The 23,813-nt window shown below is 69.5% G+C and carries 19 protein-coding genes; 14 read left to right on the forward strand and 5 right to left on the reverse strand.

What is annotated here, in order from left to right:
* Positions 1-238: 238 nt before the first annotated feature.
* Complete coding sequence (locus OHS70_RS24260; protein ID WP_328400449.1) at positions 239-1,387, reverse strand: YncE family protein; 1,149 nt, start codon at positions 1,385-1,387, stop codon at positions 239-241.
* A 432-nt stretch (positions 1,388-1,819) separates the two neighbouring features.
* Between OHS70_RS24260 and OHS70_RS24265 the strand changes: the two genes are divergently transcribed.
* The 4 genes from OHS70_RS24265 (at position 1,820) to OHS70_RS24280 (ending at position 6,180) form a co-directional block, all read left to right on the forward strand.
* The gene (locus tag OHS70_RS24265) at positions 1,820-2,416 is read left to right on the forward strand and encodes a DUF4291 domain-containing protein (RefSeq protein ID WP_328400451.1); all 597 of its coding nucleotides are present in this window, start codon (positions 1,820-1,822) and stop codon (positions 2,414-2,416) included.
* 290 nt (positions 2,417-2,706) lie between these two features.
* The gene (locus tag OHS70_RS24270) at positions 2,707-3,156 is read left to right on the forward strand and encodes a hypothetical protein (protein WP_328400453.1); all 450 of its coding nucleotides are present in this window, start codon (positions 2,707-2,709) and stop codon (positions 3,154-3,156) included.
* Entirely contained in the window at positions 3,153-5,447 is a 2,295-nt protein-coding gene (locus OHS70_RS24275) for a DUF6571 family protein (protein WP_328400455.1), read from the forward strand. Before OHS70_RS24270 ends, OHS70_RS24275 begins: the two co-directional genes overlap by 4 nt.
* Positions 5,448-5,460: 13 nt before the next feature.
* The gene (locus tag OHS70_RS24280) at positions 5,461-6,180 is read left to right on the forward strand and encodes a hypothetical protein (RefSeq protein ID WP_328400457.1); all 720 of its coding nucleotides are present in this window, start codon (positions 5,461-5,463) and stop codon (positions 6,178-6,180) included.
* Between the two features lie 57 nt (positions 6,181-6,237).
* Here the strand turns inward: OHS70_RS24280 and OHS70_RS24285 are convergent, their stop codons facing one another.
* Positions 6,238-7,416: a S8 family serine peptidase gene (locus OHS70_RS24285; RefSeq protein ID WP_443062647.1), complete on the reverse strand. Its 1,179-nt coding sequence runs from the start codon at positions 7,414-7,416 to the stop codon at positions 6,238-6,240.
* A 193-nt stretch (positions 7,417-7,609) separates the two neighbouring features.
* A complete protein-coding gene (locus OHS70_RS24290) occupies positions 7,610-8,026 on the reverse strand; it encodes a GNAT family N-acetyltransferase (protein WP_328400461.1) in 417 nt (138 codons plus the stop codon).
* Positions 8,027-8,160: 134 nt separating this feature from the next.
* Between OHS70_RS24290 and OHS70_RS24295 the strand changes: the two genes are divergently transcribed.
* From OHS70_RS24295 to OHS70_RS24310, 4 genes are all read left to right on the forward strand, one after another.
* Positions 8,161-10,944 (forward strand): alpha/beta fold hydrolase, encoded by a 2,784-nt coding sequence (locus tag OHS70_RS24295; protein WP_328400463.1) that lies wholly within the window; start codon positions 8,161-8,163, stop codon positions 10,942-10,944.
* Positions 10,941-11,798 carry an ABC transporter permease gene (locus tag OHS70_RS24300; RefSeq protein WP_328400465.1) on the forward strand — a complete coding sequence of 286 codons (858 nt, stop codon included), beginning with the start codon at positions 10,941-10,943 and terminating at the stop codon, positions 11,796-11,798. Before OHS70_RS24295 ends, OHS70_RS24300 begins: the two co-directional genes overlap by 4 nt.
* Positions 11,799-11,932: 134 nt before the next feature.
* Positions 11,933-13,507, forward strand: a complete 1,575-nt coding sequence (locus OHS70_RS24305) for a vWA domain-containing protein (RefSeq protein WP_328400467.1) — start codon at positions 11,933-11,935, stop codon at positions 13,505-13,507.
* A gap of 115 nt (positions 13,508-13,622) precedes the next feature.
* Positions 13,623-14,102 (forward strand): anthrone oxygenase family protein, encoded by a 480-nt coding sequence (locus tag OHS70_RS24310; protein WP_328400469.1) that lies wholly within the window; start codon positions 13,623-13,625, stop codon positions 14,100-14,102.
* Positions 14,103-14,171: 69 nt separating this feature from the next.
* On the opposite strand, the gene OHS70_RS24315 is transcribed toward OHS70_RS24310, so the two are convergent.
* Positions 14,172-14,882, reverse strand: coding sequence for a flavodoxin family protein (locus OHS70_RS24315; RefSeq protein WP_328400471.1), 711 nt, complete (start codon positions 14,880-14,882; stop codon positions 14,172-14,174).
* Positions 14,883-15,021: 139 nt separating this feature from the next.
* On the opposite strand from OHS70_RS24315, the gene OHS70_RS24320 reads away from it, so the two are divergent.
* The 4 genes from OHS70_RS24320 (at position 15,022) to OHS70_RS24335 (ending at position 18,536) form a co-directional block, all read left to right on the forward strand.
* Positions 15,022-15,591 (forward strand): DM13 domain-containing protein, encoded by a 570-nt coding sequence (locus OHS70_RS24320; protein ID WP_328400473.1) that lies wholly within the window; start codon positions 15,022-15,024, stop codon positions 15,589-15,591.
* A 108-nt stretch (positions 15,592-15,699) separates the two neighbouring features.
* Entirely contained in the window at positions 15,700-16,359 is a 660-nt protein-coding gene (locus OHS70_RS24325) for an HdeD family acid-resistance protein (RefSeq protein WP_328400475.1), read from the forward strand.
* A 395-nt stretch (positions 16,360-16,754) separates the two neighbouring features.
* Positions 16,755-17,300, forward strand: coding sequence for a DoxX family protein (locus tag OHS70_RS24330; protein ID WP_328400477.1), 546 nt, complete (start codon positions 16,755-16,757; stop codon positions 17,298-17,300).
* 414 nt (positions 17,301-17,714) lie between these two features.
* Positions 17,715-18,536: an alpha/beta fold hydrolase gene (locus OHS70_RS24335; protein ID WP_328400479.1), complete on the forward strand. Its 822-nt coding sequence runs from the start codon at positions 17,715-17,717 to the stop codon at positions 18,534-18,536.
* A gap of 67 nt (positions 18,537-18,603) precedes the next feature.
* On the opposite strand, the gene OHS70_RS24340 is transcribed toward OHS70_RS24335, so the two are convergent.
* Positions 18,604-19,245 (reverse strand): IPT/TIG domain-containing protein, encoded by a 642-nt coding sequence (locus OHS70_RS24340; RefSeq protein WP_328400481.1) that lies wholly within the window; start codon positions 19,243-19,245, stop codon positions 18,604-18,606.
* Positions 19,246-20,362: 1,117 nt separating this feature from the next.
* Here OHS70_RS24340 and OHS70_RS24345 point away from each other — a divergent pair.
* Entirely contained in the window at positions 20,363-21,094 is a 732-nt protein-coding gene (locus OHS70_RS24345) for an SDR family oxidoreductase (protein ID WP_328400483.1), read from the forward strand.
* Positions 21,095-21,703: 609 nt separating this feature from the next.
* On the forward strand, positions 21,704-23,653 hold the full coding sequence (locus OHS70_RS24350) for a hypothetical protein (RefSeq protein ID WP_443062648.1): 1,950 nt from the start codon (positions 21,704-21,706) through the stop codon (positions 23,651-23,653).
* Positions 23,654-23,813: the final 160 nt, after the last annotated feature.

Below are 23,813 nucleotides of genomic sequence, written 5' to 3' on the forward strand. Positions count from 1 at the left end.
GCCCTGGTGCACCCCACACTGCGATTCCCGACATGAAGACCTCCCGCGCCGCACTCGCACCGAGGTGCGTCCGAGTGCTCGAAAACGATCCCGGCGACTGATGCTCCGTCATGAAAGCGAGGTTTGCCGCCGCGGCGCTGATCAACGCCGCGCCCGACGCTAAGTGTGGTGATCACCCAGCCACCGCTGGAGAAAGCGGATGGGGCCGTACGGACGAATCGAATCCCCTCTTCCGGACCTACGGCGTGATGTCGGCGCAGACGGCGTAGGGCGTGAAGGTGATGTCCTCGCCGGTCTGGTTGAGCAGGGACACTTCCCACGAGTCGTCGACCGGCCGGCTGGTCAGGTTGTTCGGCGGTGGGCCGGTGAGCTGGAATCCGCCGCCTGTGAGGAGGCTCCCTGGGGGGCATGCGGCTACGGATGTCGCCGGCACGCTCCCGGTCGCCACACGTTGGGGGGTGGTGCCGACGGGGATGGTGTCGATGACGGTGTTGGTGGTGGTGTCGATCACCGAGACGTTGTTGGAGTTCTGGTTGGCGGCGTAGGCGAGGGTGCCGTCGGGGGTCACCGCCACGCCAAGGGGTGCGCTGCCGACGGGGATGGTGTCGGTGACGGTGTTGGTGGTGGTGTCGATCACCGAGACGTTGTTGGAGCTCTGGTTGGTGACGTAGGCGAAGGTGCCGTTGGGGGTGATCGCCACGTCCTGGGGGGACGAGCCGACGGGGATGGTGTCGGTGACGGTGTTGGTGGTGGTGTCGATCACCGAGACGTCATTCGAGCCGCTGTTGGTGACGTAGGCGAAGGCCCCGTCGGGGGTGACTGCCACACCTTGGGGCGCGTCACCGACGGGGATGGTGTCGGTGACGGTGTTGGTGGTGGTGTCGATCACCGACACGCTGTCCGACCCGGCGTTGGTGACGTAGGCGAAGGCCCCGTCGGGGGTGATCGCCACCCCGCGGGGTGCGCTGCCGACGGGGATGGTGTCGGTGACGGTGTTGGTGGCGGTGTCGATCACCGACACGCTGTCCGATCCGACGTTGGTGACGTAGGCGAGGGTGCCGTTGGGGGTGATCGCCACCGCGAGGGGTGCGCTGCCGACGGGGATGGTGTCGGTGACGGTGTTGGTGGCGGTGTCGATCACCGACGCACTGGCTGCGTTGAAGTTGGTGATGTAGACGCGTTTGCCGTCGGGCGTGACGGCCGCATCGATGGGGCCGTCACCGACGGGGATGGTGGTGGTGACGGTGTTGGTGGCGGTGTCGATCACCGACACGTCGTCCGAGTCGAAGTTGGCGACGTAGGCGAAGGTTCCGCCCTGGGCGGCCGCGGCGGGTGTGGCGAGGGCGACCGGGAGGGCCAGACCGGCCAGGACTGCCAGTCCCACCACCCAGGCCCGCACCACCGCCCACCACGAAGCCCCGCCACCGCGCCCTCGCCCCGAACTTTCCCGCCGTGGTGTTCCCCCGACTGCGATACCCGACATGAAGACCTCCTGCAGCGCACCACACCGGGCGCGTCCGCGTGCTCCGAGTGAAGTCGGCGATATGATGCCCCGCCATGCATGCGCGAGGTGGCCGCCGTGGCGCTGATCAACGCCGCGCCCGACGCTAAGCGCCGTGATCAGCCCGCGACGGCCGGAGATCCCGGATGGGGCCGTACGGACGACTCGAATCCCCCCTTACGGACCCGTCCTCCTCCCGGCCGTTACCCGAACCCTTCGGGCAGCAGCGCCGCGCGGCCGCTCCCGCGTTGTCATGGGCGCGATGCCAGGGGCGAATCCAGTGGCCCCAGCACGGAGTCTGTGCGCATGCTGTTCCGCATGCTTGATGAACCCACGTACCGGATCCGCGCCCTTCACACCGAGGACACCGTCACCGTCTACCAGGCCTACCGCCCCGAGATCGGCGAGCCGGCCGCGCGCACCGGGCGGTTTCCCGGGGCCTGGAAGCGGGACCGCATGACATGGATCAAGCCGTCGTTCCTGTGGATGATGTACCGCTGCGGGTGGGGTGCCAAGGAGGGGCAGGAGACCGTGCTGGCCGTCGAGATCAGACGCGACGGTTTCGAATGGGCCCTGCGGAACGCCTGCTTGTCGCACTACCAGCGGGGCCTGCATCCCGATCAGGCCACGTGGAAGCGGCAGCTCCGGCAGGCGCCCGCACGTGTGCAGTGGGATCCCGAGCGGGATCTGTATCTCGCGGCCCTGCCGTACCGCTCCTTGCAGCTCGGGCTGGCGGGCGAGGCGGCGGCGCGGTACGCCGACGAGTGGACCGTGGCCATCAGCGACGTGACCCCCCTCGCACGCGAGATCCACGGGCTCGTGCGCCGCGGAGAACTGGAGGCGGCCGCACGGCTGTTGCCCGAGGAGCGGGCGTATCCCGCGGGGGAGGAGCTCCTCGGCCATCTCATGGCGTAGGTGTGTCCGAAGGGCGTATCGGCCCAGGCACGGCCCCCTAGCCCGTCCCCGACCGCAGCGTTGTTTGCGCGGCTTAATCGGTGATCGGCCCCCGATGGGGGCGGGTGAGACGGTCGGCGGCGCTCAACTCTCCTCCCATCAGCGATTCCTCACTTTCCGTCAGGTCCACCGGCGAATCCAGGGCGCTGTGCGTCCATCCGGGAGCCCCCGGTACGACACGTTCCGTTGCCCTTCGGGAATTAGCTTCTCGGCAATCGGCGAACTCGTCGCCGTCGGACGGAGGGATCCACGTGACGTTAACGGGGGAAGAGGGGCTCGGCGCTGCCCGGCGGCCGTCCGCGTTCCTGAGCATGTCGCTCGACCACGTCGACGGTCCGATGTCGGGCCCAGGACCAACGGGCCCCGGGCCGCAGCCGAGACTCAAGGTGACGGCGTCCGTCCTCAACGAACGGGCGGGCAAGGCCGAAGGGGTGCGCACCCAGTTCCTCAAGGCGGACGACGAGGTGATGCTGGAGACCGGGCAGGTGACCGGCTCCCTCAAGGGCTTTGCGACGGACGCCGCCGTCTCCACGTTCCTGGAGCGCTGGCGGGACCAGATGTCGTATGTGAAGGAGCAGTTCACGAGCACGGCCCAGGCGCTGCGCGCTGCCGCGACGACCTTCACCGCGGAGGACAAGAAGCGGGCGCAGGCTGCCGGGAGCGTGAACACCGGTTCCCAGGGCAAGGGACAGAACCCATGAGCGGGCAGCTGACCTACACCGACGTCAGGAACGCCAACCTCACCCCGCTCAGCGAAGCCGTCACGAAGTGGAGCGTGGCCCCGGGGAAGTTCCAGCAGATCGGCGTGAACTTCGGCACGCAGGTCACCAAGGGGCTGGCGGCCTCCGACTGGGAGGGCGAAGCGGCCGACGCCGCGGAGGGGAAGTTCCGCAAGGTCCAGGAGCAGATCCAGGCGGCCGTCGACGAGTCCCGCCGAGTGCACAACGTCCTGCGGCAGGGCCTGGAGGACTTCAGAGCCGCGAAGAAGGCACTCGAGGACATCGAGACGGAACTCGAGGGCCACCCGCACCTCAGGCTCAACAAGCACGACGGCTCCGTCTACGTCGACCTGACGACCGCGGAGAACGACAACACCGCCGCACTCACCAAGACCTACCAGGACACCTTCGCGTACTACCGTGAGCGCACCAGCAGTGCCATCGCCAAGGCCGAGGAGGCGGACAGCGCCCTGGCCCACGCCCTGACCGCGGACGTCAACGGCACGGATCGCGGATTCAACGACAAGGCGTACGACTCCCTGGCCCAGGCGCGGGCCGAATCGGCCAAGGATCTCAAAGCGGCTCTTGATCTCGCCGGGCTCGAGAACGGCACGATGAGCTCCGACCAGCTGAGCCGGCTGTCCCTGGTGATGGCCCGGCACAGCCATGACCCGGCGTTCGCCGAGGAGTTCGCCACCCGGCTGGGACCGGAGAAGACCCTCAAGCTCTGGTACAACGCGACGCACCCGCGCAATGCCCTCCACCCGGACACGGACATCGACGAGAAGTCGTGGTGGAAGTCGGCCAAGAGCCTTCAGGAGAGCCTCGGGACCACCCTGGCCACCGCATCGCATTCCGACAGTCCCGAGATGCGGGCCTGGAAGGACGAGATCATCCGCACCGGTTCGGAGCGGCTGAACACCGGGGGAACCACCCACCCCTACGGTTTCCAGGTCATGAGCAATCTCATGCGCTCGGGGACCTATGACACGCGCTTCCTCAACAGTTACGGCGACAAGCTCGTCGCCTGGGACGAGAAGAACAACACCAAGGACGGCTACGCCTACTGGTCGAACACCGCCGACGTCGACTCGCTCAATCTGATCGGACGGCGGGACGACACCGGCCACGACCCGATGACCGGCTTCCTCGAAGGACTGGGCCACAACCCGAAGGCCGCCACCGAGTTCTTCGAGCCGCCTGCCGGCGCGGGTTCGACGTCCGAGGTCAACTCCCATCTGAAGTACCTCGCCGAGGAACGCAACTGGATCTTCGACGGCAACACCGCGGGCGCTCCGCGCGACCTGCCCGGCCATGAGGCGCTCGGGCACGCCCTGACGGCCGCGACGACCGGCTACGCCTGGGATGCCGAAGAACTCAGCGGCAAGGACCCCGAGATCTTCAGCCATGGAGGCGACCGCAGGACCGCGGCCACCGCGGACGTCATGGAACAGGTCGTCGCCGTGTACGGGGGCGAGGGCGGCCCGAAACTGCTCCATGACCAGCCTGGGATGGCCGGTGCGCTGGGTGCCATGGGCGGTGCCTATGTGGACGACCTCAACTTCGCGGTGTCCGGCACGGGCGCGGACCTGGAGAACGACGGGGCGTTCCCGGCCGCGTACAAGGGGCGCGCCGATTTCGGCCGCACCGGTGCCATCGACTTCCTCAGCGTGCTGGGGCAGAACGAGGTCTCGCACGGCATCATGAATCAGGCCGAGCACCTCTATACCATCGACCGGCTCGCGCAGCACCCGCCTGCCGACGGGGCGGACAACTACGCCATGGGACGCAGGGCGCTGCTGACCGAGGCCGAGGTGCGGGGCATTCTCGACCACTCCCGTGCGGCGCAGATCGAGGCGACGTACGCCCACGACACCGCGAAGGCGCAGCAGGCCTTCCAGGAGTCCTCCAACTGGACGCGCGTGGGCTACAGCGGTGCGGCCCCGGCCCTGAGCGCGGGAATCGTCAGCGTCGTCGGCAAGGCTGGGCCCTGGGGAATGATCGTCCCCATCGCCATGGGCGCGGGCACCGAATTCGCGAAGGTGTTCCACAACGACGCCGTGTTCGGCGGCCCGGATCTGCCTCAGCCGGTGGATTCACGGCAGTTCTTCATACGCGGTGAGGAAGGTCTGGGCGCGACGGCCGCAAAGTACCTCGAGGGGCACAGCAGTGAAGCAGACGCGACCGGAAACCTCTCCGACGACCTCAAGAACAACTACGGCACCGGGGCGCAGGAGGGTGCTCAGCGAGGCCGTAAGCCCTACACAGGCTGAGGACGGAGTCACCATGCGACGGGCGCGCGTGCTCACCCGGCGCCGGCCCTCGCTCGCCCTCGCGCTGTGCGTGGCGATGGCCGTCGCGTCGTGCACGGCCGGGAAGGAGGAGCGGGACGACGGGGTACCGGCTGCGAAGGTGTGCGACGCGTCGTTCTCCGCCGACGCCCGGGACGCTCTGGGCAGGATCAGCACGGCCGACCGGTACCAGGAGTCGGTCCTCCCCTTGGACAAGGCGGTCACCCGACTGCGCGGCCACGCCGACACCAGCACGTCCCGCAGCACGATCTGCACCGTGCACACCGCGGAGCAGAGTGCACAGGACCCGCTCTTCCGGATCGAGTTCGTGCATGTCGACACGGGAGTCGTATGGCCGCCGGCGCTGGATCCGGACGATTCGTACTACCCCTTGGGGCTCTACGCCGACAGCAGCGACGAGCAGGCGTTCATCGCCTTCCGGTGCTCCAGGGGCCTTCGGAAGAACGGTCCTCCGGTGGTGGCGGGCGTACTCGAGCCCGACAGCAGGGACCCGTCGGTGAAACTGTCGGACGCCGAGCGGAGACATGCCCACATGGTCATGCTCCACTCCGCGGCGCGGGCGATGGCCGGGAAGCTGGGCTGCCTGGCGGAGGCGGGACTCCCGGCGAAGGCACCTGAGCCCTCGCCTCACCGCGCGTACCGGAAGCCGCCCTCGCTGGAGACGCTCGAGAGGGAGTTCGCCGGGGACGGGTGACGGGGGAAGCCGAAACGTTCCGGCCAGGCCCGAACAGGGCCTGGCCGGAACGGAGGGCTAGAACAGCGAGTGCAGCAGCTTGTTCGGGGAGCCCGTACGCGGGTCCACGACCTTGCCGCTGGTTGCGTTGTTCACCAGCGCGTCCCTGACCTGGGCCGGGGTCGCGGCCGGGTGGGCCGCCAGATACAGCGCGGCGACACCGGCCGTGTGCGGCGTGGCCATCGAGGTGCCGGAGATGGTGTTCGTCGCGGTGTCGTTGTCCTTCCACGCCGAGGTGATGCTCACGCCCGGTGCGAACAGGTCGAGACAGGTGCCGTAGTTGGAGAACGACGCGCGCCGGTCCGTGTTGTCAGTCGCGCCGACCGTGATCGCCTCGGGGACGCGGGCGGGCGAGTAGTTGCACGCGTTGACGGGCCAGCCCAGGATGTTGCCGTTGCCCGCCGCGATGGCGTAACTGACGCCCGACGCGATGGACTTCTTCACCGCGTTGTCCAGGGCCGTGTTGGCGCTGCCGCCCAGGCTCATGTTGGCGACGGCCGGCTTCTTGGCGTTGGCGGTCACCCAGTCGACGCCCGCGATGACGCCGGCGTTCGTGCCGGAGCCGTTGCAGTCCAGGACGCGTACGGCGATCAGGTTGACGCCCTTGGCGACGCCGTACGTCCTGCCGCCGACCGTGCCCGCGACATGTGTGCCGTGGCCCTGGCAGTCCTGGCCGTTGTGGCCGCCGCCCACCGTGTCCGTGCCGACGCTCGCGCGCCCGCCGAACTCGCTGTGAGAGGTACGGATTCCGGTGTCGATGATGTAGGCGTTCACGTTCGACGCGGGTGTGTTGTACGTGTACGTCTTCGACAGCGGCAGGTTGCGCTGGTCGATGCGGTCGATGCCCCAGGTGGCGTTGGTCTGGGTCTCGCTGATCCGGACCGTGGCGTTCTGCTCGACGTATGCCACACGCGGATCTGCCGCTAGGGCCCGCGCCTTGGCCGCCGACATCGATGTGGAGAAGCCCTTCAGGGCATTGCGGTAGGTGTGCTTCGGCGTGACGCCCAGATCGGCGGCGCGCGTGCTGCCGTCCTTCAGGACGACGATCCAGCTGTTCTGGATGGCGGTTGCAGTGGGGGCGAGACGAAGATCGCCGATCGTCGCGCTCTGCGCGGTGGGGGAAACGGCGAACTGGAGACCTGCCGCAAGGACGACTGCGGGTATCAGCGTCCCGATGCGGCGGGCAGAGACTCTCATCTCGTGCACCTGACCTTTCGTTGACCGATCACGGACAAGGAGCGTGCATCGTGCCAGGTGGTGCCGTTGCGCCGAACAGGGTCTCGTGCTGTGACCTAGGACACAAGACGAGTGCATGACAAAGGAATCGGTGATTGCGGAGATGATGAACTCCCCATGATCCAGGGAGAGTTGGCCTCGGGGGCTGGACCCGTCAGTCCGCCGTCAGATCCCATGTGTGCATGGTGAAGATTCCGTCGTCCCTCGCCCCCGCCGACCGGTACGTCGCGAGCGCCGCCTCGTTGTCCGTGTCGACGCCGACCCGGACGTCGTAACAACCGCGCTCCCGCGCGACCTCCACCAGCGCCTGCGTCCGCGCCCGGCCGATGCCCCGCCCGCGGAACGGCCCGTCCACCGACAGCTCGTACAGACACATCTCCGTGCCCTTGTCGGGATGGAGCATCTCGATGCCCGAGACCATCCCGGCCGGTGCGCCGTCCACGTACGCGATCAGCATCAGATGCCCGTCGGCGGCGAGAAAACGCTCGACCCACTCCGGCCTGGCCGGCCCGTCGTAAAGATGCTCCGCCGCGATCAGCTCGTCCACCGTCGTCGCACGCCGGATGTCCATGCAGGCCCCGCTTCCTCATCTCCCGTGTACCGCGTCTGGTGTACGGCGACGCCAGTGCGTACTACCCGAGGAGGCTCCGCAGTTCCGCCCGGCGGCAGCCGAGACCGTGCGGCGGCGCCGCTTAGGGTTCAGTCATGCAGATCCGACTTCCCCGGCCGCGCGGCCGATGGCTCGCGGGCGTCGCCGCCGTCGCGGTCCTCGCCGGCGCAGGCACCTGGACCGCGGTCGCCGACGACGGCGCACCCGCCGTGCACCGCGAGGACCGGGTGCAGGACATGCCCGGGGCGAAGATCGACACCTCGTACTTCACCGCGGGCGATGCGCAGGGCCGCCGCCCCGCCGTGCTGCTCGGGCACGGCTTCGGCGGCAGCAAGGAGGACGTACGCGCGCAGGCCGAACAGCTCGCCCGCGACGGGTACGCGGTGCTGACCTGGTCCGCGCGCGGCTTCGGCCGGTCCACAGGACAGATCGGGCTGAACGATCCCGACCACGAGGTCAAGGACGTCTCCCGGCTGATCGACTGGCTGGCGAAGCGGCCCGAGGTGCAGCTGGACGGGAACGGCGATCCACGGGTCGGGATGACAGGAGTGTCGTACGGCGGGGCGATCTCGCTGCTCGGCGCGGCGTACGACAAGCGCGTCGACGCGGTCGCGCCGCAGATCACGTACTGGAACCTCGCGGACGCGCTGTTCCCCGACGACGTGTTCAAGAAGCTGTGGGCCGGGATCTTCTTCTCGACCGGCACGACCGCCTCGACCGACCCGGCGGGCGGACGGGGCGCGTCGGACCCGCCGGCGAAGGCTCCGGCGGGCGACGCGCCCGCTGCCGGTGAGGCCGCGGGCGACGGGTCCGGTTCCCGCGCGTCGCGGCCCGCCACCGGGCAGCCCGCCGACCCCACCGGCTGCGGCCGCTTCCAGCCCGCCCTGTGCGCCATGTACGAGCGCGTCGCCGTCGCCGGGAAGCCCGACGCCGAAGCCCGCGCGCTGCTCGAGAGCCGCAGCCCCTCCGCCGTCGGCGACCGCATCAAGGTGCCCGCGCTCATCGTGCAGGGCCAGTCCGACTCGCTCTTCCCGCTCCCGCACGCCGACGCCATGGCCAAGGCCATCAGTGCCAACGGCGCACCCGTCGCCGTCGACTGGATCGCCGGCGGCCACGACGGCGGGGACCGCGAGCGCGGGCGCGTCGAGGCCCGGATCGGCACCTGGTTCGACCGCTACCTGAAGCAGGACAAGGGAACCGGCACCGGGCCCGCCTTCCGCGTCAGCCGGACCGGAGGCGTCGACTCCACCGACGGCCAGGCGCTGTTGCGCGGCGCGAGTGCCGACCGTTACCCGGGCCTGTCCGACGGCACCGAGCAGATCGCGCTCACCGGAACCTCCCAGACCTTCGCCAACCCGGCCGGCGCCACCCCGCCTGCCATCTCCGCCGTCCCCGGCCTGAGCGGCGGCGCCGGCCGGCTGTCCTCGCTCGGGTTGGGGATCTCCCTCGACTTCCCCGGCCAGTTCGCGCGCTTCGACTCCGCGCCGCTGACCCGCTCCACCCGCATCACCGGATCGCCGACCGTCACGGTCGAGGTGAGCTCGTCCACGGGGGAGGCGGTGCTGTTCGGCAAGGTGTACGACGTCGGGCCCGACGGCCGCAGCCAGGTACTGCCCGCCCAGCTCGTCGCCCCGGTGCGGATCGAGGGCGCCCGCAAGGCCAAGAAGGTCGAACTGACCCTGCCGGCCGTGGACCACGAGGTCGACGCCGGCCACCGGCTGCGTCTGGTCCTGTCCGCCACCGACCTGGGCTACGCCTCTCCGGCCGAGCCCGCCACGTACACCGCCGCCCTCGCCGGAGGCGGTGCGCTGACCGTGCCCACCGCACCGGCCGTACGCACTCAGGCCGCCGTGCTGCCCTGGTGGGTGTGGGGCCTGCCGGCCGCGGGCGCGCTCGTGGCGGCGGGGCTGCTGTTCACCTCCCGCCGCCGCGCGATCGCCCCGGCCCCCGACCCCGAGCGCGCCGACGTGCCGCTGGAGATCACCGGACTGAGCAAGCGCTACGCCAGGTCCGCCGAGCGGTACGCCGTACGGGACCTGTCCTTCCGGGTCGAGAAGGGCCAGGTGCTCGGCCTGCTCGGCCCCAACGGCGCCGGCAAGACCACCACCCTGCGCATGCTGATGGGCCTCATCCGGCCCGACGACGGCGAGATCCGCGTCTTCGGCCACGCCATCCGGCCCGGTGCACCCGTGCTGTCGCGGGTCGGCGCGTTCGTCGAGGGCGCGGGCTTCCTGCCGCATCTGTCCGGGCGCGACAACCTGGAGCTGTACTGGCAGGCCACAGGCCGCCCCGCGGGCGACGCGCACTTCGAGGAGGCCCTGGAGATCGCCGGTCTCGGCGACGCGCTCGCCCGGGCCGTGCGCACCTACTCGCAGGGCATGCGGCAGCGCCTGGCCATCGCCCAGGCCATGCTCGGCCTGCCGGACCTGCTGATCCTCGACGAGCCGACCAACGGTCTCGACCCGCCACAGATCCGCGAGATGCGGGACGTGATGATCCGGTACGCGGCCGGCGGCCGGACCGTCATCGTCTCCAGCCACCTCCTGTCGGAGGTCGAACAGTCCTGCACACACCTGGTCGTCATGGACCGCGGCCGTCTGGTGCAGGCGGGACCGGTCGCCGAGATCACCGGCGAGAGCGACACCCTGCTCGTCACCACCGAGGGCGAGGTGTCCGAGCCCCTCGTCGAGAAGGTCGCCGCGCTGCCCGGTGTCGGCTCGGCGGCCCGTACGGACGGGGGACTGCTCGTACGGCTCGACGGCAGCAGCGCCACCGCGCTGATCGCCGAACTGGTGCGCCTGGAGGTACCGCTGACGGGCGTCGGGCCGCACCGCCGCCTGGAGGACGCGTTCCTCACCCTGATCGGAGGCTCCGCATGAGCGCGCTCGTCGATTCCGCCCCCGGCTACCGGGCCCGGCACACCCTGCCCCTGCGGGTGGAGGCGGTACGGCAGCTGAAGCGCCGCCGGACGCTGGTGATGGGTGCCGTCCTGGCCGCACTGCCCCTCGTGCTGATCGCCGCGTTCGCGATCGGCGGCACACCGGACGGGCGGGACAACGGGCGGGTGAGCCTGATGGACACGGCCACCGCGTCCGGCGCCAACTTCGCCGCCACCTGCCTGTTCGTCTCGGCGGGCTTCCTGCTGGTGGTGCCGGTGGCGCTGTTCCACGGCGACACGGTCGCCTCGGAGGCCAGCTGGTCGTCGCTGCGCTATCTGCTGGCCGCGCCCGTGCCGCGCACCCGGCTGCTGTGGTCCAAGCTCGCCGTGGCGCTCGGGTTCAGCGCCGCGGCGATGCTGCTGCTGCCGCTGGTGGCGCTGGCCGCGGGCACGGTCGCGTACGGCTGGGGGCCGCTGCAGCTGCCCACCGGCGGCTCACTGGACACCGGTGGCACCCTGCCGCGGCTCGCACTGGTCGTGGGCTTCGTCTTCGTGTCCCAACTGGTCACGGCGGGGCTCGCGTTCTGGCTCTCCACCAAGACCGATGCCCCGCTGGGCGCGGTCGGCGGGGCGGTCGGACTGACGATCATCGGCAATGTGCTGGACGCGGTCACGGCGCTGGGCGGCTGGCGCGAAGTGCTTCCCGCGCACTGGCAGTTCGCCTGGATCGATGCACTGCAACCGCAGCTGGAGTGGACCGGGATGGTGAAGGGAGCGGCGGTGTCGGTGACCTACGCACTGGTGCTGTTCGCGCTCGCCTTCCGGAATTTCAGCCGCAAGGACATCGTGTCGTAGGACAATCAGCGGTAATCCGGTCGAAACCCTCCTGCCGTTGCCGCATCGAGACGCTTCCGCAACCCCTTCGTCTGCTCCTTCCGGCCGTCTCGCACGTCACATTCACAAGTGCCGACGATGCAGGGGGAGTCGAGATGGAATTCCATACACGAGTGGGCAGGGGAGCGCTGGCGGCGCTGCTCGCCGGCGGCATCATGCTGACGGCGGCGTGCGGCGGGAGCCAGAGCGACCGGTCGGCCTCCTACGACGGCGGCGGCCGGAAGGCAAAGGACGGCGCACCCGCCCCGGTCGTACCCGACGGCGGCAACGGCGCGCCGCAGGAATCGAGGGACGGCGCCGCGGACGAGGAGTCCCGCGAGATCGCGCCGCCCGCCGACTATCTCTCCACGTTCGCACTCGACGTGGACACCGCCTCGTACAACTACGCCCGGCGCACCCTCAAGGACGGCTCCCTTCCTGCCCGGGACGAGGTCCGGCCGGAGGAGTTCATCAACAGCTTCCGCCAGGACTACGCGCGCCCCGAGGGCGACGGCTTCTCGGTGAGCGTCGACGGGGCGCGCCCGCGCAGCACGGAGGGCGAGATCGACGACTCGGGCGGCGAGGAGTGGTCGCTGGTGCGTGTGGGCCTGGCCACCCGTACCGCCGAACGCAGGGGCGAACGCCCGCCCGCCGCACTCACCTTCGTGATCGACGTCTCCGGCTCGATGGCCGAGCCCGGCCGGCTCGACCTGGTCAAGGAGTCGCTCGGCGTCCTCACCGACGAGCTGCGCGACGACGACTCGATCGCCGTGGTCACCTTCAGCGACGAGGCCGAGACCCGGCTGCCGATGACCCGGCTCGACGGCAACCGCGACCGTATCCACTCCGTCATCGACGAGCTGGAGCCGACCGACTCGACCAATGTCGAGGCCGGTGTCACCACCGGGTACGACGAGGCCGTCGAGGGCAAGCGGCGCGGCGCCACCAACCGTGTCGTGCTGCTGTCCGACGCGCTCGCCAACACCGGCGAGACCGAGGCCGACGCGATCCTCGACCGCATCGACGACGCCCGTCGCGAGCACGGCATCACGCTCTTCGGGGTCGGCGTCGGCAGCGACTACGGCGACGAGCTGATGGAGACCCTCGCCGACAAGGGCGACGGCCACACCACATATGTCTCCACCAGCGAGGAGGCCCGGAAGGTCTTCGTCCAGCAGCTGCCCAGCCATGTCGAACTGCGCGCCCGTGACGCCAAGGCGCAGGTCGCCTTCGACCCGCAGACGGTCAAGCAGTTCCGGCTCATCGGCTACGAGAACCGCGCGGTCGCGGACGACGACTTCCGCAACGACCGCGTGGACGGCGGCGAGATCGGCCCCGGCCACACCGTGACCGCGCTGTACGCGGTACGGCTCCGGGACGGTGCGAGCGGTCATGTCGCCACGGCGACCGTGCGCTGGCTCGACCCGAGGACCCGGGCGCCGCACGAGCGGACGGGCACCGTGGAGACGGATGCGATCGACGGCGCCCTGTGGAGCGGCTCCTCCAAGCGTTTCCAGATCACCGCCGTCGCCGCCTACTTCGCCGAGGCCCTGCGTGGCGGCGACCTGCCGGGCGCCCCGAGCCTCGGTCAGCTGGAGGACCGGGCACGGGCCCTGGCGAAGTCGACCGAGGACAGCGCGGTGGCCGAACTGGCCGAGGCGATCGGGCAGGCGCAGCGCCTGAAGGACTGAGCGAGCGGGGGGTGGGCGCGGTTCCCACCCCCCGTGTCGGCCGAGGCGCCCGCGGCCACGCCACCGGGACAGAATCACGCTGCGCCGTCCGGCCGGGGGCGTCATGATGTGGCCCATGCCCACCCTTCTGCTCGCCCTCGCAGTGGTGTCCACCGGCCTGTACGCGGGCTTCATGCTGATCTTCCTGACCGGCATCATGCCCGGGCTCGCCCGGCTGACGGACGAACAGTTCGTGCCGGCGATGCGCCGGCTCAACGAGACCGTGCCGCGCGGCATCTTCCTCGTCGTCTTCCTCGCCGAGGTGGCGTTCCCGGCCGCGGCGCTCGCCGTCCCGGTCGACGGCCGCACCGGCACCGGGACATGGCTGGTCCTCGCGGGCCTGGTGTGCGCGGCTCTCAACCACCTCGTCACCATCACCGGCAACATTCCGCTGAACAACGCACTCGCCGCGTCCGAGAAGGCCACGCCGCCCGCGCCCGACAGCGAGGTGCGCACGGCGTTCGAAGCCCCGTGGAACCGGCTTCACCTGTACCGCACCCTGCTCGCGGCCGCCGCCTTCGTCCTCCTCGTCTGTGCCGCGCTGCCGGGACGGTGACCGGACAGCGGCCGTACGGACCCGCCGGCGGAGAACTCGTCCGCCCGCCACCACGACCGATGAGAAGCCTCAACGGTGCTCGGGGTTGGGGAAGTCGAAGCGGCAGCCGGCGTCCCACTCCGAGCGCTGGTTGCCATGGGCCGGGATGCCGCCGGCGCGCTTGAGCATGGTGGCCAGATGGATCAGGTTCCACGACATGAACGTGGTGTTGCGGTTGGTGAAGTCGTTCTCCGGCCCGCCGGACCCCGGGTCCAGATACGAAGGGCCGGGGCCTGCCTCACCGATCCACCCCGCGTCGGCCTGCGGGGGGATGGTGTAGCCGAGGTGCTGGAGGCTGTAGAGGACGTTCGAGGCGCAGTGCTTGACGCCGTCCTCGTTGCCGGTGATCAGACAGCCGCCCACCCGTCCGTAATAGGCGTACTGGCCACGGTCGTTGAGGAGCGACGAGCACGCGTACAGCCGCTCGATGACCTGCTTCATCACCGAGCTGTTGTCACCCAGCCAGATGGGGCCCGCGAGCACCAGGATGTCGGCCGCCATGACCCGCTCGTAGAGCGCGGGCCATGCGTCGACGCTCCAGCCGTGCTCGGTCATGTCAGGCCACACCCCGGTGGCGATGTCATGGTCGACGGCCCGGACGAGCTCGGTGGAGACGCCGCCCGCCTCCAGCAGGGCCCGGCTCCTGTCGATGAGGCCATCGGTGTTGCTGATCTCCGGTGAGCGCTTGAGGGTGCAGTTGATGAACATTGCACTCAAAGAGGGCACAGAGGGCGAAGTCATGCCGGGGAGCGTAGTGCGACGGTGCGGGCGGCCGGGGGACGCGGCGCCGCCGTAAGGCTTTCGTCATCTCCTGCGGGACGTTCGGGACCCTTCGAAGCCGTTGAATGTGCACAGGGAGACAGAGACTCAGGAGGCAGTGATGGGACGCGTGCGTACGGTACTGACCAGGCCCTTGGTCCTCGGGACGCTGGCGGTGCTCCTGGTGGCGGCGGGTGCGGGTCTGTACTGGTTCCAGCCGTGGAAGCTGTGGCAGGACGAGACGGTCCGTGAGGCGCTGCCGACGGCGGCGGCGCCGTCCTCGCCTTCCGACCCGTCCGCGTCCCCGTCCGGGGAGGCTTCCCCGTCGCCCGCGACGCCGCAGACGCTGGCGAGCGGCGAGCTGATCAGCCACGAGCACTCGACGTCCGGCACGGTGAAGCTCCTGCGCCTGGCCGACGGCTCCTACACCCTGCGCCTGGAGAACCTCGACACCAGCAATGGCCCTGACCTGCGCGTTCTGCTGACCGACGCGCCGGTGAAGGAGGGCCGGGACGGCTGGCACGTGTTCGATGACGGGAAGTACGTCAGCCTCGGCAAGCTCAAGGGCAACAAGGGCGACCAGAACTACGCCCTTCCGTCGGACATCAAACCGGCCGACTTCACCAGCGTCAGCATCTGGTGCGACCGCTTCGACGTCTCGTTCGGTGCGGCGGAGCTGCGGCAGGCCTGATCCCTGCGCCCCTCGCGACCGGTGCCCCGCGTGACATCACCCTGTCCGGGTGATCCCCCGGCCCTGTGTCCCACCGGACACTGCCTTGGGAGCGACGTGGGAGGAGCCATGGGAACAACGCCTGGTCCATCGCCCGGTCCGACGGCGGGATACGAGCCGCCCGACCCCGGCGACGTCTTCGGCAGGGACCCTCAGGAAATCCTCGGTGACCTGGGGGCTTCGTGGGGCTGGGCACTCGGCCTCGCCCTGGCGACACTCCTGCCGGGCATCCTGGTGCTGGTCTGGCCGGACGAGACACTGCACGTGCTGGCCGTCGTGGTCGGACTGCAACTGCTGGTCACCGGCGTCTTCCGGTTCGTGACCGCCTTCTCCAGAGGCCGGGGGCGCAACGGAAGCAGGATGCCCGGGGTGCTCATCGCGATCGTGGCCGTGCTGGCAGGCGTGCTGTGTCTGCGGCATCCCATGCAGACGATTGCCGCACTGTCACTGATCGTCGGAGCGTTCTGGCTGGTCTCGGGTCTCCTCACCGCGTTCATCGCCATCGAGGACCGCGGCCTGGCGCACCGGGGGGTGGCCTTCGCTCTCGGGGCCGTCGGGGTCATCGCGGGGATCGTGGTCCTCGCCTTCCCCGCGCAGTCCGCGGTCGCGCTGGCACGGCTGCTCGGACTCTGGCTCGTCCTGATCGGCGTCGTCGAACTGGCGGGAGCCGTGGCTCTGCGCGCCGCAACCCGTGGACGGACCGGTCCGAAGAAGGCCGGAGCGCAGTAGCGCCGAGTGGAGCGAAGGAACGTCGGGCACCCGGGGCACGCCCTCGAGCCCCGACGTCCGGTGAGCGCTCTGCGCCCACGGTCCCGGCAGGCCGGTGATCCCTGGTGGACGGTCCCCCTGCCGGGGAGGGAGTATCGGTGGTGAAGGGGCCGTGAGCGGGCCGTTTCTCCCCGTACGCGCGAGCGGTCACAGCGCGTTCCCCCGCGGGCACATCCGGCTCGCCGGGAGGCCACCGGCCGTACCGGTCCATGACCGGGGCGCTCGTCTCCTTGTGCACGTGTCCCCGTGCACGCGCGGCGCGCAAGCCTCGACAACCGCTCCACCTGATCGCACCGGTGGCCCGGGCAGCCTGCACCGGCGTCCTGGGCCGGCGGCTCGCAAGAGGTGATTCCACGATGAAACTGCCGCTCGAAGGTCCTCGTCACTCGGCCGCCCCTGCCACGGGATCCAGGCCGCCCCCGGTGAGCGCTGCCGACGCCGGTCTGCTCCTCCTGCGAGTGACCTTTGGCGTGATCATGGCCGGCCATGGTGCCCAGAAGCTGTTCGGGTGGTTCGGCGGGCCGGGCTTGGACGCCGCAGGGCAGGGCTTCGCCGGCCTGGGCTACGAACCCGGAGTCTTCTTCGCCGGTCTGGCAGGGATCTCCGAACTCCTCGGCGGCCTGGGACTGGCTCTTGGACTGCTCACCCCGCTCGCCTCGGCAGCCCTGATCGGGGTGATGATCAATGCCATGGCGCTGGCCTCCGACGAGGGACTGTTGGCTGTGGGCGGCGCCTTCGAATACCCGATGACCATTGCAGTCGTCGCGCTCACGGTCGCTGCCGTGGGCCCGGGCCGCCTCTCGCTCGACGTGCGCTTCCCCTGGCGGGACGGCGGGTGGCGTCCGGCCGCCTTCGCCCTGGGCGCGGGGGGCATCGGGGCCGCCATCGTCCTGGCGTTGTGAGGAGGCTCGCAGCCGGCAGTAGGCCGTACGCGCGCCAGAGCCGCTCATGCGGGGGTCTTTGGGCGGTCCGCGAGGCAGTTTCACACGGTGGTGCGGGAGTTGGACGTCAGCACGAGGCGGGGCCGAGCCGTCCTGCGGGCCTTTCGCCCGGCCTGGAGCACTCGTTGACACGCGCTGCTCGGCCGGCTGATCCGTTCCGGCCGCTACGCCCGCTGCGTCTCCGGCCGGCTCAAGGATCTTCATGGGCCTGGTACATGTGGCGACCCGGAGTCTTCCGCTCTACGGTCGGGAGAAGGGGACGTCTCCGTCGCGGCTCATCGCGGTCGGCGGAATCTGCGGAGCGCACAGGCGACCACGCCGGCGACGGGCTGTCGAGCGACCGGCATCCACGCAGTTGGACGGAGGACCAGCAGCATGGGCACCATCACCACCGATGACGGCACCGAGATCTTCTACAAGGACTGGGGCAACGGGCAACCGGTCGTGTTCAGCCATGGCTGGCCGCTCAACGGCGATGCCTGGGACAACCAGTTGCGTCTGGTCGCGGAGAGTGGCTACCGCGCAATCGCTCACGATCGCCGTGGACACGGCCGCTCGAGCCAGCCATGGAACGGCAACCACATGGACACCTATGCCGACGACCTTTCCCAGCTGATCGAAAGCCTGGATCTGCGGGACGCGGTTCTGGTCGGCCACTCCACCGGCGGCGGCGAAGTGGCCCGCTACATCGGCCGGCACGGCACAGGCCGCGTCGCGAAGGCGGTCCTGCTGGGCGCCGTACCTCCGCTGATGCTCAAGACGGATGCCAATCCGGAGGGCCTGCCCATCGACGCCTTCGATGCCATCCGCGACGGCGTCACCGGCGACCGCTCCCAGTTCTACTGGGATCTGGCGGAACCGTTCTACGGCTTCAACCGCCCTGGCGCCAAAGGCAGCGACGGGGCACGCCGCGCTTTTTGGATGTGGAGCATGCAGGTCGGGCTCAAGGGTGCTTACGAATGCATCGAGCAATTCTCGGAGCAGGACTTCACCGAGGACCTGAAGCGCATCGACGTACCCACCTTCATCGCGCACGGCGACGACGACCAGATCGTCCCCATCGTGGCCTCGGCACAGAAATCGGCCCAACTCGTCAAGGACGCGACGCTCAAGGTCTACTCGGGAGCGCCGCACGGCCTGGTCGGCGACTACGAGAAGGAGTTCAACGCGGACCTGCTGAATTTCCTCCGCAGCTAGGGCCGTATGCGGCGCACGGGGTGCCTTCGTGCAGCCGGGGGTGACCGCGGCGCCACGGGGCCGTGGTTCAGGTGACGTACTGGTAGGGGATGCCCGAGGTGGTGCCGGCCGGGGTGCTCACGACAACTGTCACCGGGCCCGGCACCCCTCCGGGGGCGACGGCGATGATCTGCGTGTCGGAGACCGCGGTGAACGGTACCGGAACGCTCCCGAAGCCCACTTCCTCGGCGTAGGTCAGGCCGCTGCCGGTGATGGTGACGGTGGTCCCGCCGAGGGCAGGGCCTGATGAGGGGTTGAGACTGCCGACGGCCGGAGCCGCGAGGTACGTGTAGTACGCGGTTCCCCGCCCGGGCGTGCTGGTGCCGCCCGGCGTGGTGACGGTGGTGTCCGTACCGACCGCCCCTGATGTAGGAGCCAGGCTGGTGACGGTCGGGACGTCGTAGTAGGTGTACTGGGTGGGGGCGCCGAGCGAGATGCTGGTACCACCGGCGGTGGTCACGGTGCAGTCCACCGTGTCGAAGCTGGCACCGCCGAAGGCGCCGTGCGCGGGGCAGGTGACGGTCAGCTGGCTGTCCGACACGACCGCCAGCCCGGTGCCGGCGCCCACGGCACCGAACGTCACCCCGGTCGCGGTCAGCAGGCCGGTTCCGAGGATGCTCACGGAAGTGGCGGCCGCCGGGCCGGTGTTGGCGCTGAGAGCAGTAGGCACCGGGGGGTCGATGTAGAAGAACGAGAGCGAATTGCTGGTTGAAGTTCCCGCGGTGACGCTGACGTTGACCTGACCGCTGCACAGCACCGGGATGACGACGGTGACGGTGGTGGCGCCGACGGTGGCGGGTTGATCTTCTTCGTTCCGAAGTTCACCTTGGTCGTGCCCGACAGGCCTGTGCCGGTGAGGGTGAGGGTGATTCCGTTGTGGCTCTGGGTGGGTGTCAGCGAGGTGAGAGTTGCCATGGCGGGTCTCCTTGCGCTCGTTGTGCTCCCGTGGCAGGAGTCGTGCGGCTGACCGTGACTGGTTACGAGTCCGCGGCTGCACGGCATGTCCCGGGCGTCTCCGTCGGGATGTGAAGCCGGGAATGGAACCGGTGCGCCGCCACAGCGCATCGAGCGCGCACAGCGGGACCGGCTGTGACAGGCGAGTGAGGTCTCACGAACCCGTGCGGCATCGCACGGCGGGAACGGGCCGCGCTCACGCGGATGGTCAGCCGGTCCTGACCCAAGGCCGGTCATCCGTTGCGAAGCGCCGGCGGATCGAACGATCCGTGCGGTCCGTCTCGCCTGATTCGATTCAATCCGATGGATGCCGACACCAACAGAGCGCATTTAAGGTAATGATGGCTTATAGGGTTGTCACATTAGCTTCATACTGCTCTATTTGTACGCCGGGGTGCGCTGCTGTTCAATTCTTGCGCAGGTTGATCTCCTTGCGAGCGAATCGCCAGACTTTTCCGTCACTTGACGCCACCGCTCGGGTCGACGCGGACGGTGGCGGCGGATCAGGAGACTTTCGAGGCAGACTCGACTCATTCATGTCCCGTATCGCGCCGATTTCGCCGGGCTTTATGAACTCGAAAATCGGCCCTGCTGGTCTGCGGCGGCCCAACGGCATCCTCATGCGAAGTTTCGTGCGTGTATTTCAGCCGCGCAGCAGGCGGCCGCCGGAAAGTTCCCTACTGCGCCCACGACCGCGGCCGGCGCGACGTGCCACGGCGAGGCGGTGAGTGGACCGGTGCAGTCCGGTCGTGCGCGGACGAACACAGGGGTAGGTGGGCATATTCCGCATAAGGTCCATATCGGGCATCAAGCATCGAGAGAAGGGGCATGCCATGAAGTTCGCAGTCCTCGGCGGAACCGGGCTGATCGGGGCGCAGGTCGTGGAGAACCTGAGTGCGGCCGGGCATCAAGCCGTACCGCACGCCCTGTCCACGGGCGTGGACGTCATCACCGGTCAGGGCCTGGAGGCAGCCGTTGAGGGTGCCGACGTCGTCGTCAACCTGACGAACTCCCCCACCTTCGACGACGCCTCGCCCGCCTTCTTCCGGACTTCGATGGACAACCTTCTTGCGGCCGGCGCGAAGGCCGGGGTCGGGCATTTCGTCATCCTGTCGATCGTCGGCGTGGACCAGGTGCCCGACCTGGACTACTACCGGGCGAAGGCGCTCCAGGAAGACATCCTCAAGGCCGGGCCGATTCCGTACTCCATCGTCCGCGCCACGCAGTTCATGGAGTTCATGGACGCGGTCCTGTCCTGGACCGCCGAAGGGGACACCGTCCGGCTGCCGCGCACGCCACTCCAGCCGATCGCCGCCGCGGACGTCGCCGGCATCGTCGCCGAAGTCGCCGCGGGCTCCCCGCTGAACGGCGTGCTCAACATCGCAGGCCCTGACGTCTATCCCCTCGACGAACTCGGACGGCTGACCGTTAGCGCCAAGCGTGACGGGCGCTCTGTCGTCAGCGACGACTCCGCCGGCATGTTCGCCGCCGTCCATGGCGACGTCCTCACGGCCCGAAGCGATGCCCGCATCGCCCCCACCCACTACACCGACTGGCTCTCCTGAAACCGGCCTCCCTCTTCAGCAGAGTGGATCAAGGCCGGGCACGGGAGTCGGGCGGCCACCCGCAGAAACCTGACATCAGCCGGACGGCGCCGGACCACCCTCGTGATCACCGAGAGCGTTCCGGCGCTTGCGCAACCGCTACCTCGCCCCGCCGAGGGATCGGCAGCGAGGAACACCCATCACGTTCGACGGGGGGATCGTGTTCGCTCGTACCGACGTGTCGCTGAGGCCGGCACGGCCGGCTTCGAAGCGGCTGGGAACCGCCCCGCCCCTCCGTTCCAGCCCGCCCTCAGGGCCGAGGATGTGGCAACGAAGGTGAATTCGGCCACCTAGCAGGTAAATTTCGGCCAACTTGCAGGTAAAGTCCGAGCGCCTTCTTCAAGAGAGAACATCCGTATGCATCGGCTCCCGGCCCGCGGCCGTCTGATCGCGCCTGTCAGCTGGTCCGTGCGCGAGGATGTTGAGTTGCCTGGAGCCCGTGAAGTGTCAGCATCGCCCTTGCCCGCTCGGTTGCGAACCGCAGCGGCACGCCTTCTCCTGCCCACGGTGCTCGCCCTGTCGTTCGCCGGTCAGGCGGTAGGCGCCCTTCTCCCCAGCGTTCTCCTGCTCATGGCCTCCACCGTTGCCGGGCTGGCGACGGACATCGCCCTGCACCGGTGGCAGCGCAACACGGCCACTGCCCTCGGGAAGCTGCACGCGACCGTGTTCGTGCGCCAAGTCGTCCGGGACCTTCTGCTGGTGACCGGCCTGATCCGCATCGAGGAACAGGACTACGAGACGAAATACCTGGGTCTCCTCTGCGGTCTGCTGCTCTTCTACGCCCTGCATTCCGCATGCCAGGCCCTTGCGATCCTCGTACGCCGCACCCGCACCCTGCCCGTGGTGTCCCGGAACATCGACGCCACGCCACTGCGGCTGAGCCCCGCTCCCTCGGCGCTGCTGATGCATCGCTCCGGGCAGCGGCTCCTCACGTTCGGTCTGCCCTCGACAGCCGGCCTGCTGGCCACCATGGCGACCGGCTCGGCCTGGTGGGCCGCCGCGGGAATCGCCCTGTCCGCCGCCTTCGCGGTGGTGGCCGTCGGCATGCTGCTGCTGCGGCTGCTGCCGGGGCGCAGGCCGGTGACGAGCGAGGAGGCGCTGGAGTGGTTCGAGGCCTGGCTCGCGGAGTACCAGCCGACGGTGGGCATGTACTTCTCCGGCGGCGCGAGCTCGGCCTATCAGGCGAACATGTGGCTGGAGCCGCTGGCCCGGCTGGAGGGCCGTCCGCTGATCGTGCTGCGTGAGCGCTTCATGGTGAGGAAGATCGCGTCCACCGACATCCCGATCGTGTGTCTGCCGAAGGTCGCCGACCTGATGAGGCTCGAGCACTCGACGCTGAAGATGCTGATCCATCCGTCGAACTCGGGGAAGACCTCGCAGGTGCTGCGGATCCCCACCATCAAGCACGCGTTCGTCAACCACGGCGAGAGCGACAAACTGTCCAGCTGCAATCCGTACGCGAAGGCGTACGACGAGGTGTGGGTGGCCGGTCCCGCGGGGCGCCAGCGGTACGCCCTGGCGGACGTGGGTATCGACGACAGGGACGTCGTCGAGATCGGACGCCCGCAGCTGGACGCGATCGAGCCGTATGCCGGTCCGCCCGCGGGCCCGTACACCACGGTTCTCTACGCCCCCACATGGGAGGGGTGGGACGGCAACCCGGGCAACACCTCGATCATCGAGGCCGGCGAGAACATCGTCCGCTCCCTCCTGGCCGATGCGGGAGTCCGGCTCCTGTACAAGCCGCACCCGTTGACCGGCTCGGTCGATCCCCGGGCGGGAGCCGCGGACGCCCGGATCCAGGAGATGATCCGCGCCGCGAACTCCCTCCGTGCCGCGGAACACCCCGATGAGGGACCCGCACCCTTCGCAGCGGTGGAACTGGCCCACCGGACCGCCGAACTCGACCGACTGACCACATCCTCGTTCCGGGCGAGCGCGGACGACGCGGAGCGGATGCTGCTCCAGACGGTCCCCGAACCCGGTCGGGCCGAGGCTGTGGCCGCCGCGACCGCCGCCTGGGAGGCCGCGTACTGGGCCTCGTTCCCAGGGTGGGAGCACCGGATCGTCGTCGGGGCGGGGCCGACCGTCTACGCCTGCTTCAATGTGGCCGACCTGCTGGTCAGCGATGTCTCCAGCGTCATCTCCGACTATCTGGCGAGCGAGAAGCCCTACGCCGTCGCCAACACCAGCGGCCTTCTTGAGCAGGACTTCCGCGACACCTTCCCCACAGTCCGGGCAGGTGCCGTCCTCGCTTCGGACGCCTCCGGCATACCGGCCCTGCTGGAGTCCGTGCGTCACCCCGAGAAGGACGCCTACGCGGAGGCCCGCAGCGAGCTCAAGCTGCACCTTCTGGGCCCCTCCGACCCGCCGTCCGTCGTCCGCTTCAACGAGGCTGCCCGTGCGCTGTGCACGGCGGCCGACGGACACCGGGCGGGTATGGCGGTGCGAGCGCTCTCAGCAGTCCCGACACAGCGCGACGCCGGATCGACGCTGGACAACGAGCGAGTCAGGGGCTGAGCCCCGAGGGCGCGCATGCCGTGCCTGGTCGGTCGCGTCGTTCACGGGAACCGAGCCCGCTGTCGAAGACCGGAAGGAGACACCCGGTAAGCGACGCCGTCGGAATCAGGCGGTCCACATCACGTCTGCGACGGCGCCTGCCCTGCGCGATCGCTTGGGA

The sequence above is a fragment of the Streptomyces sp. NBC_00390 genome (assembly GCF_036057275.1).
Classification (GTDB): Bacteria; Actinomycetota; Actinomycetes; order Streptomycetales; family Streptomycetaceae; genus Streptomyces.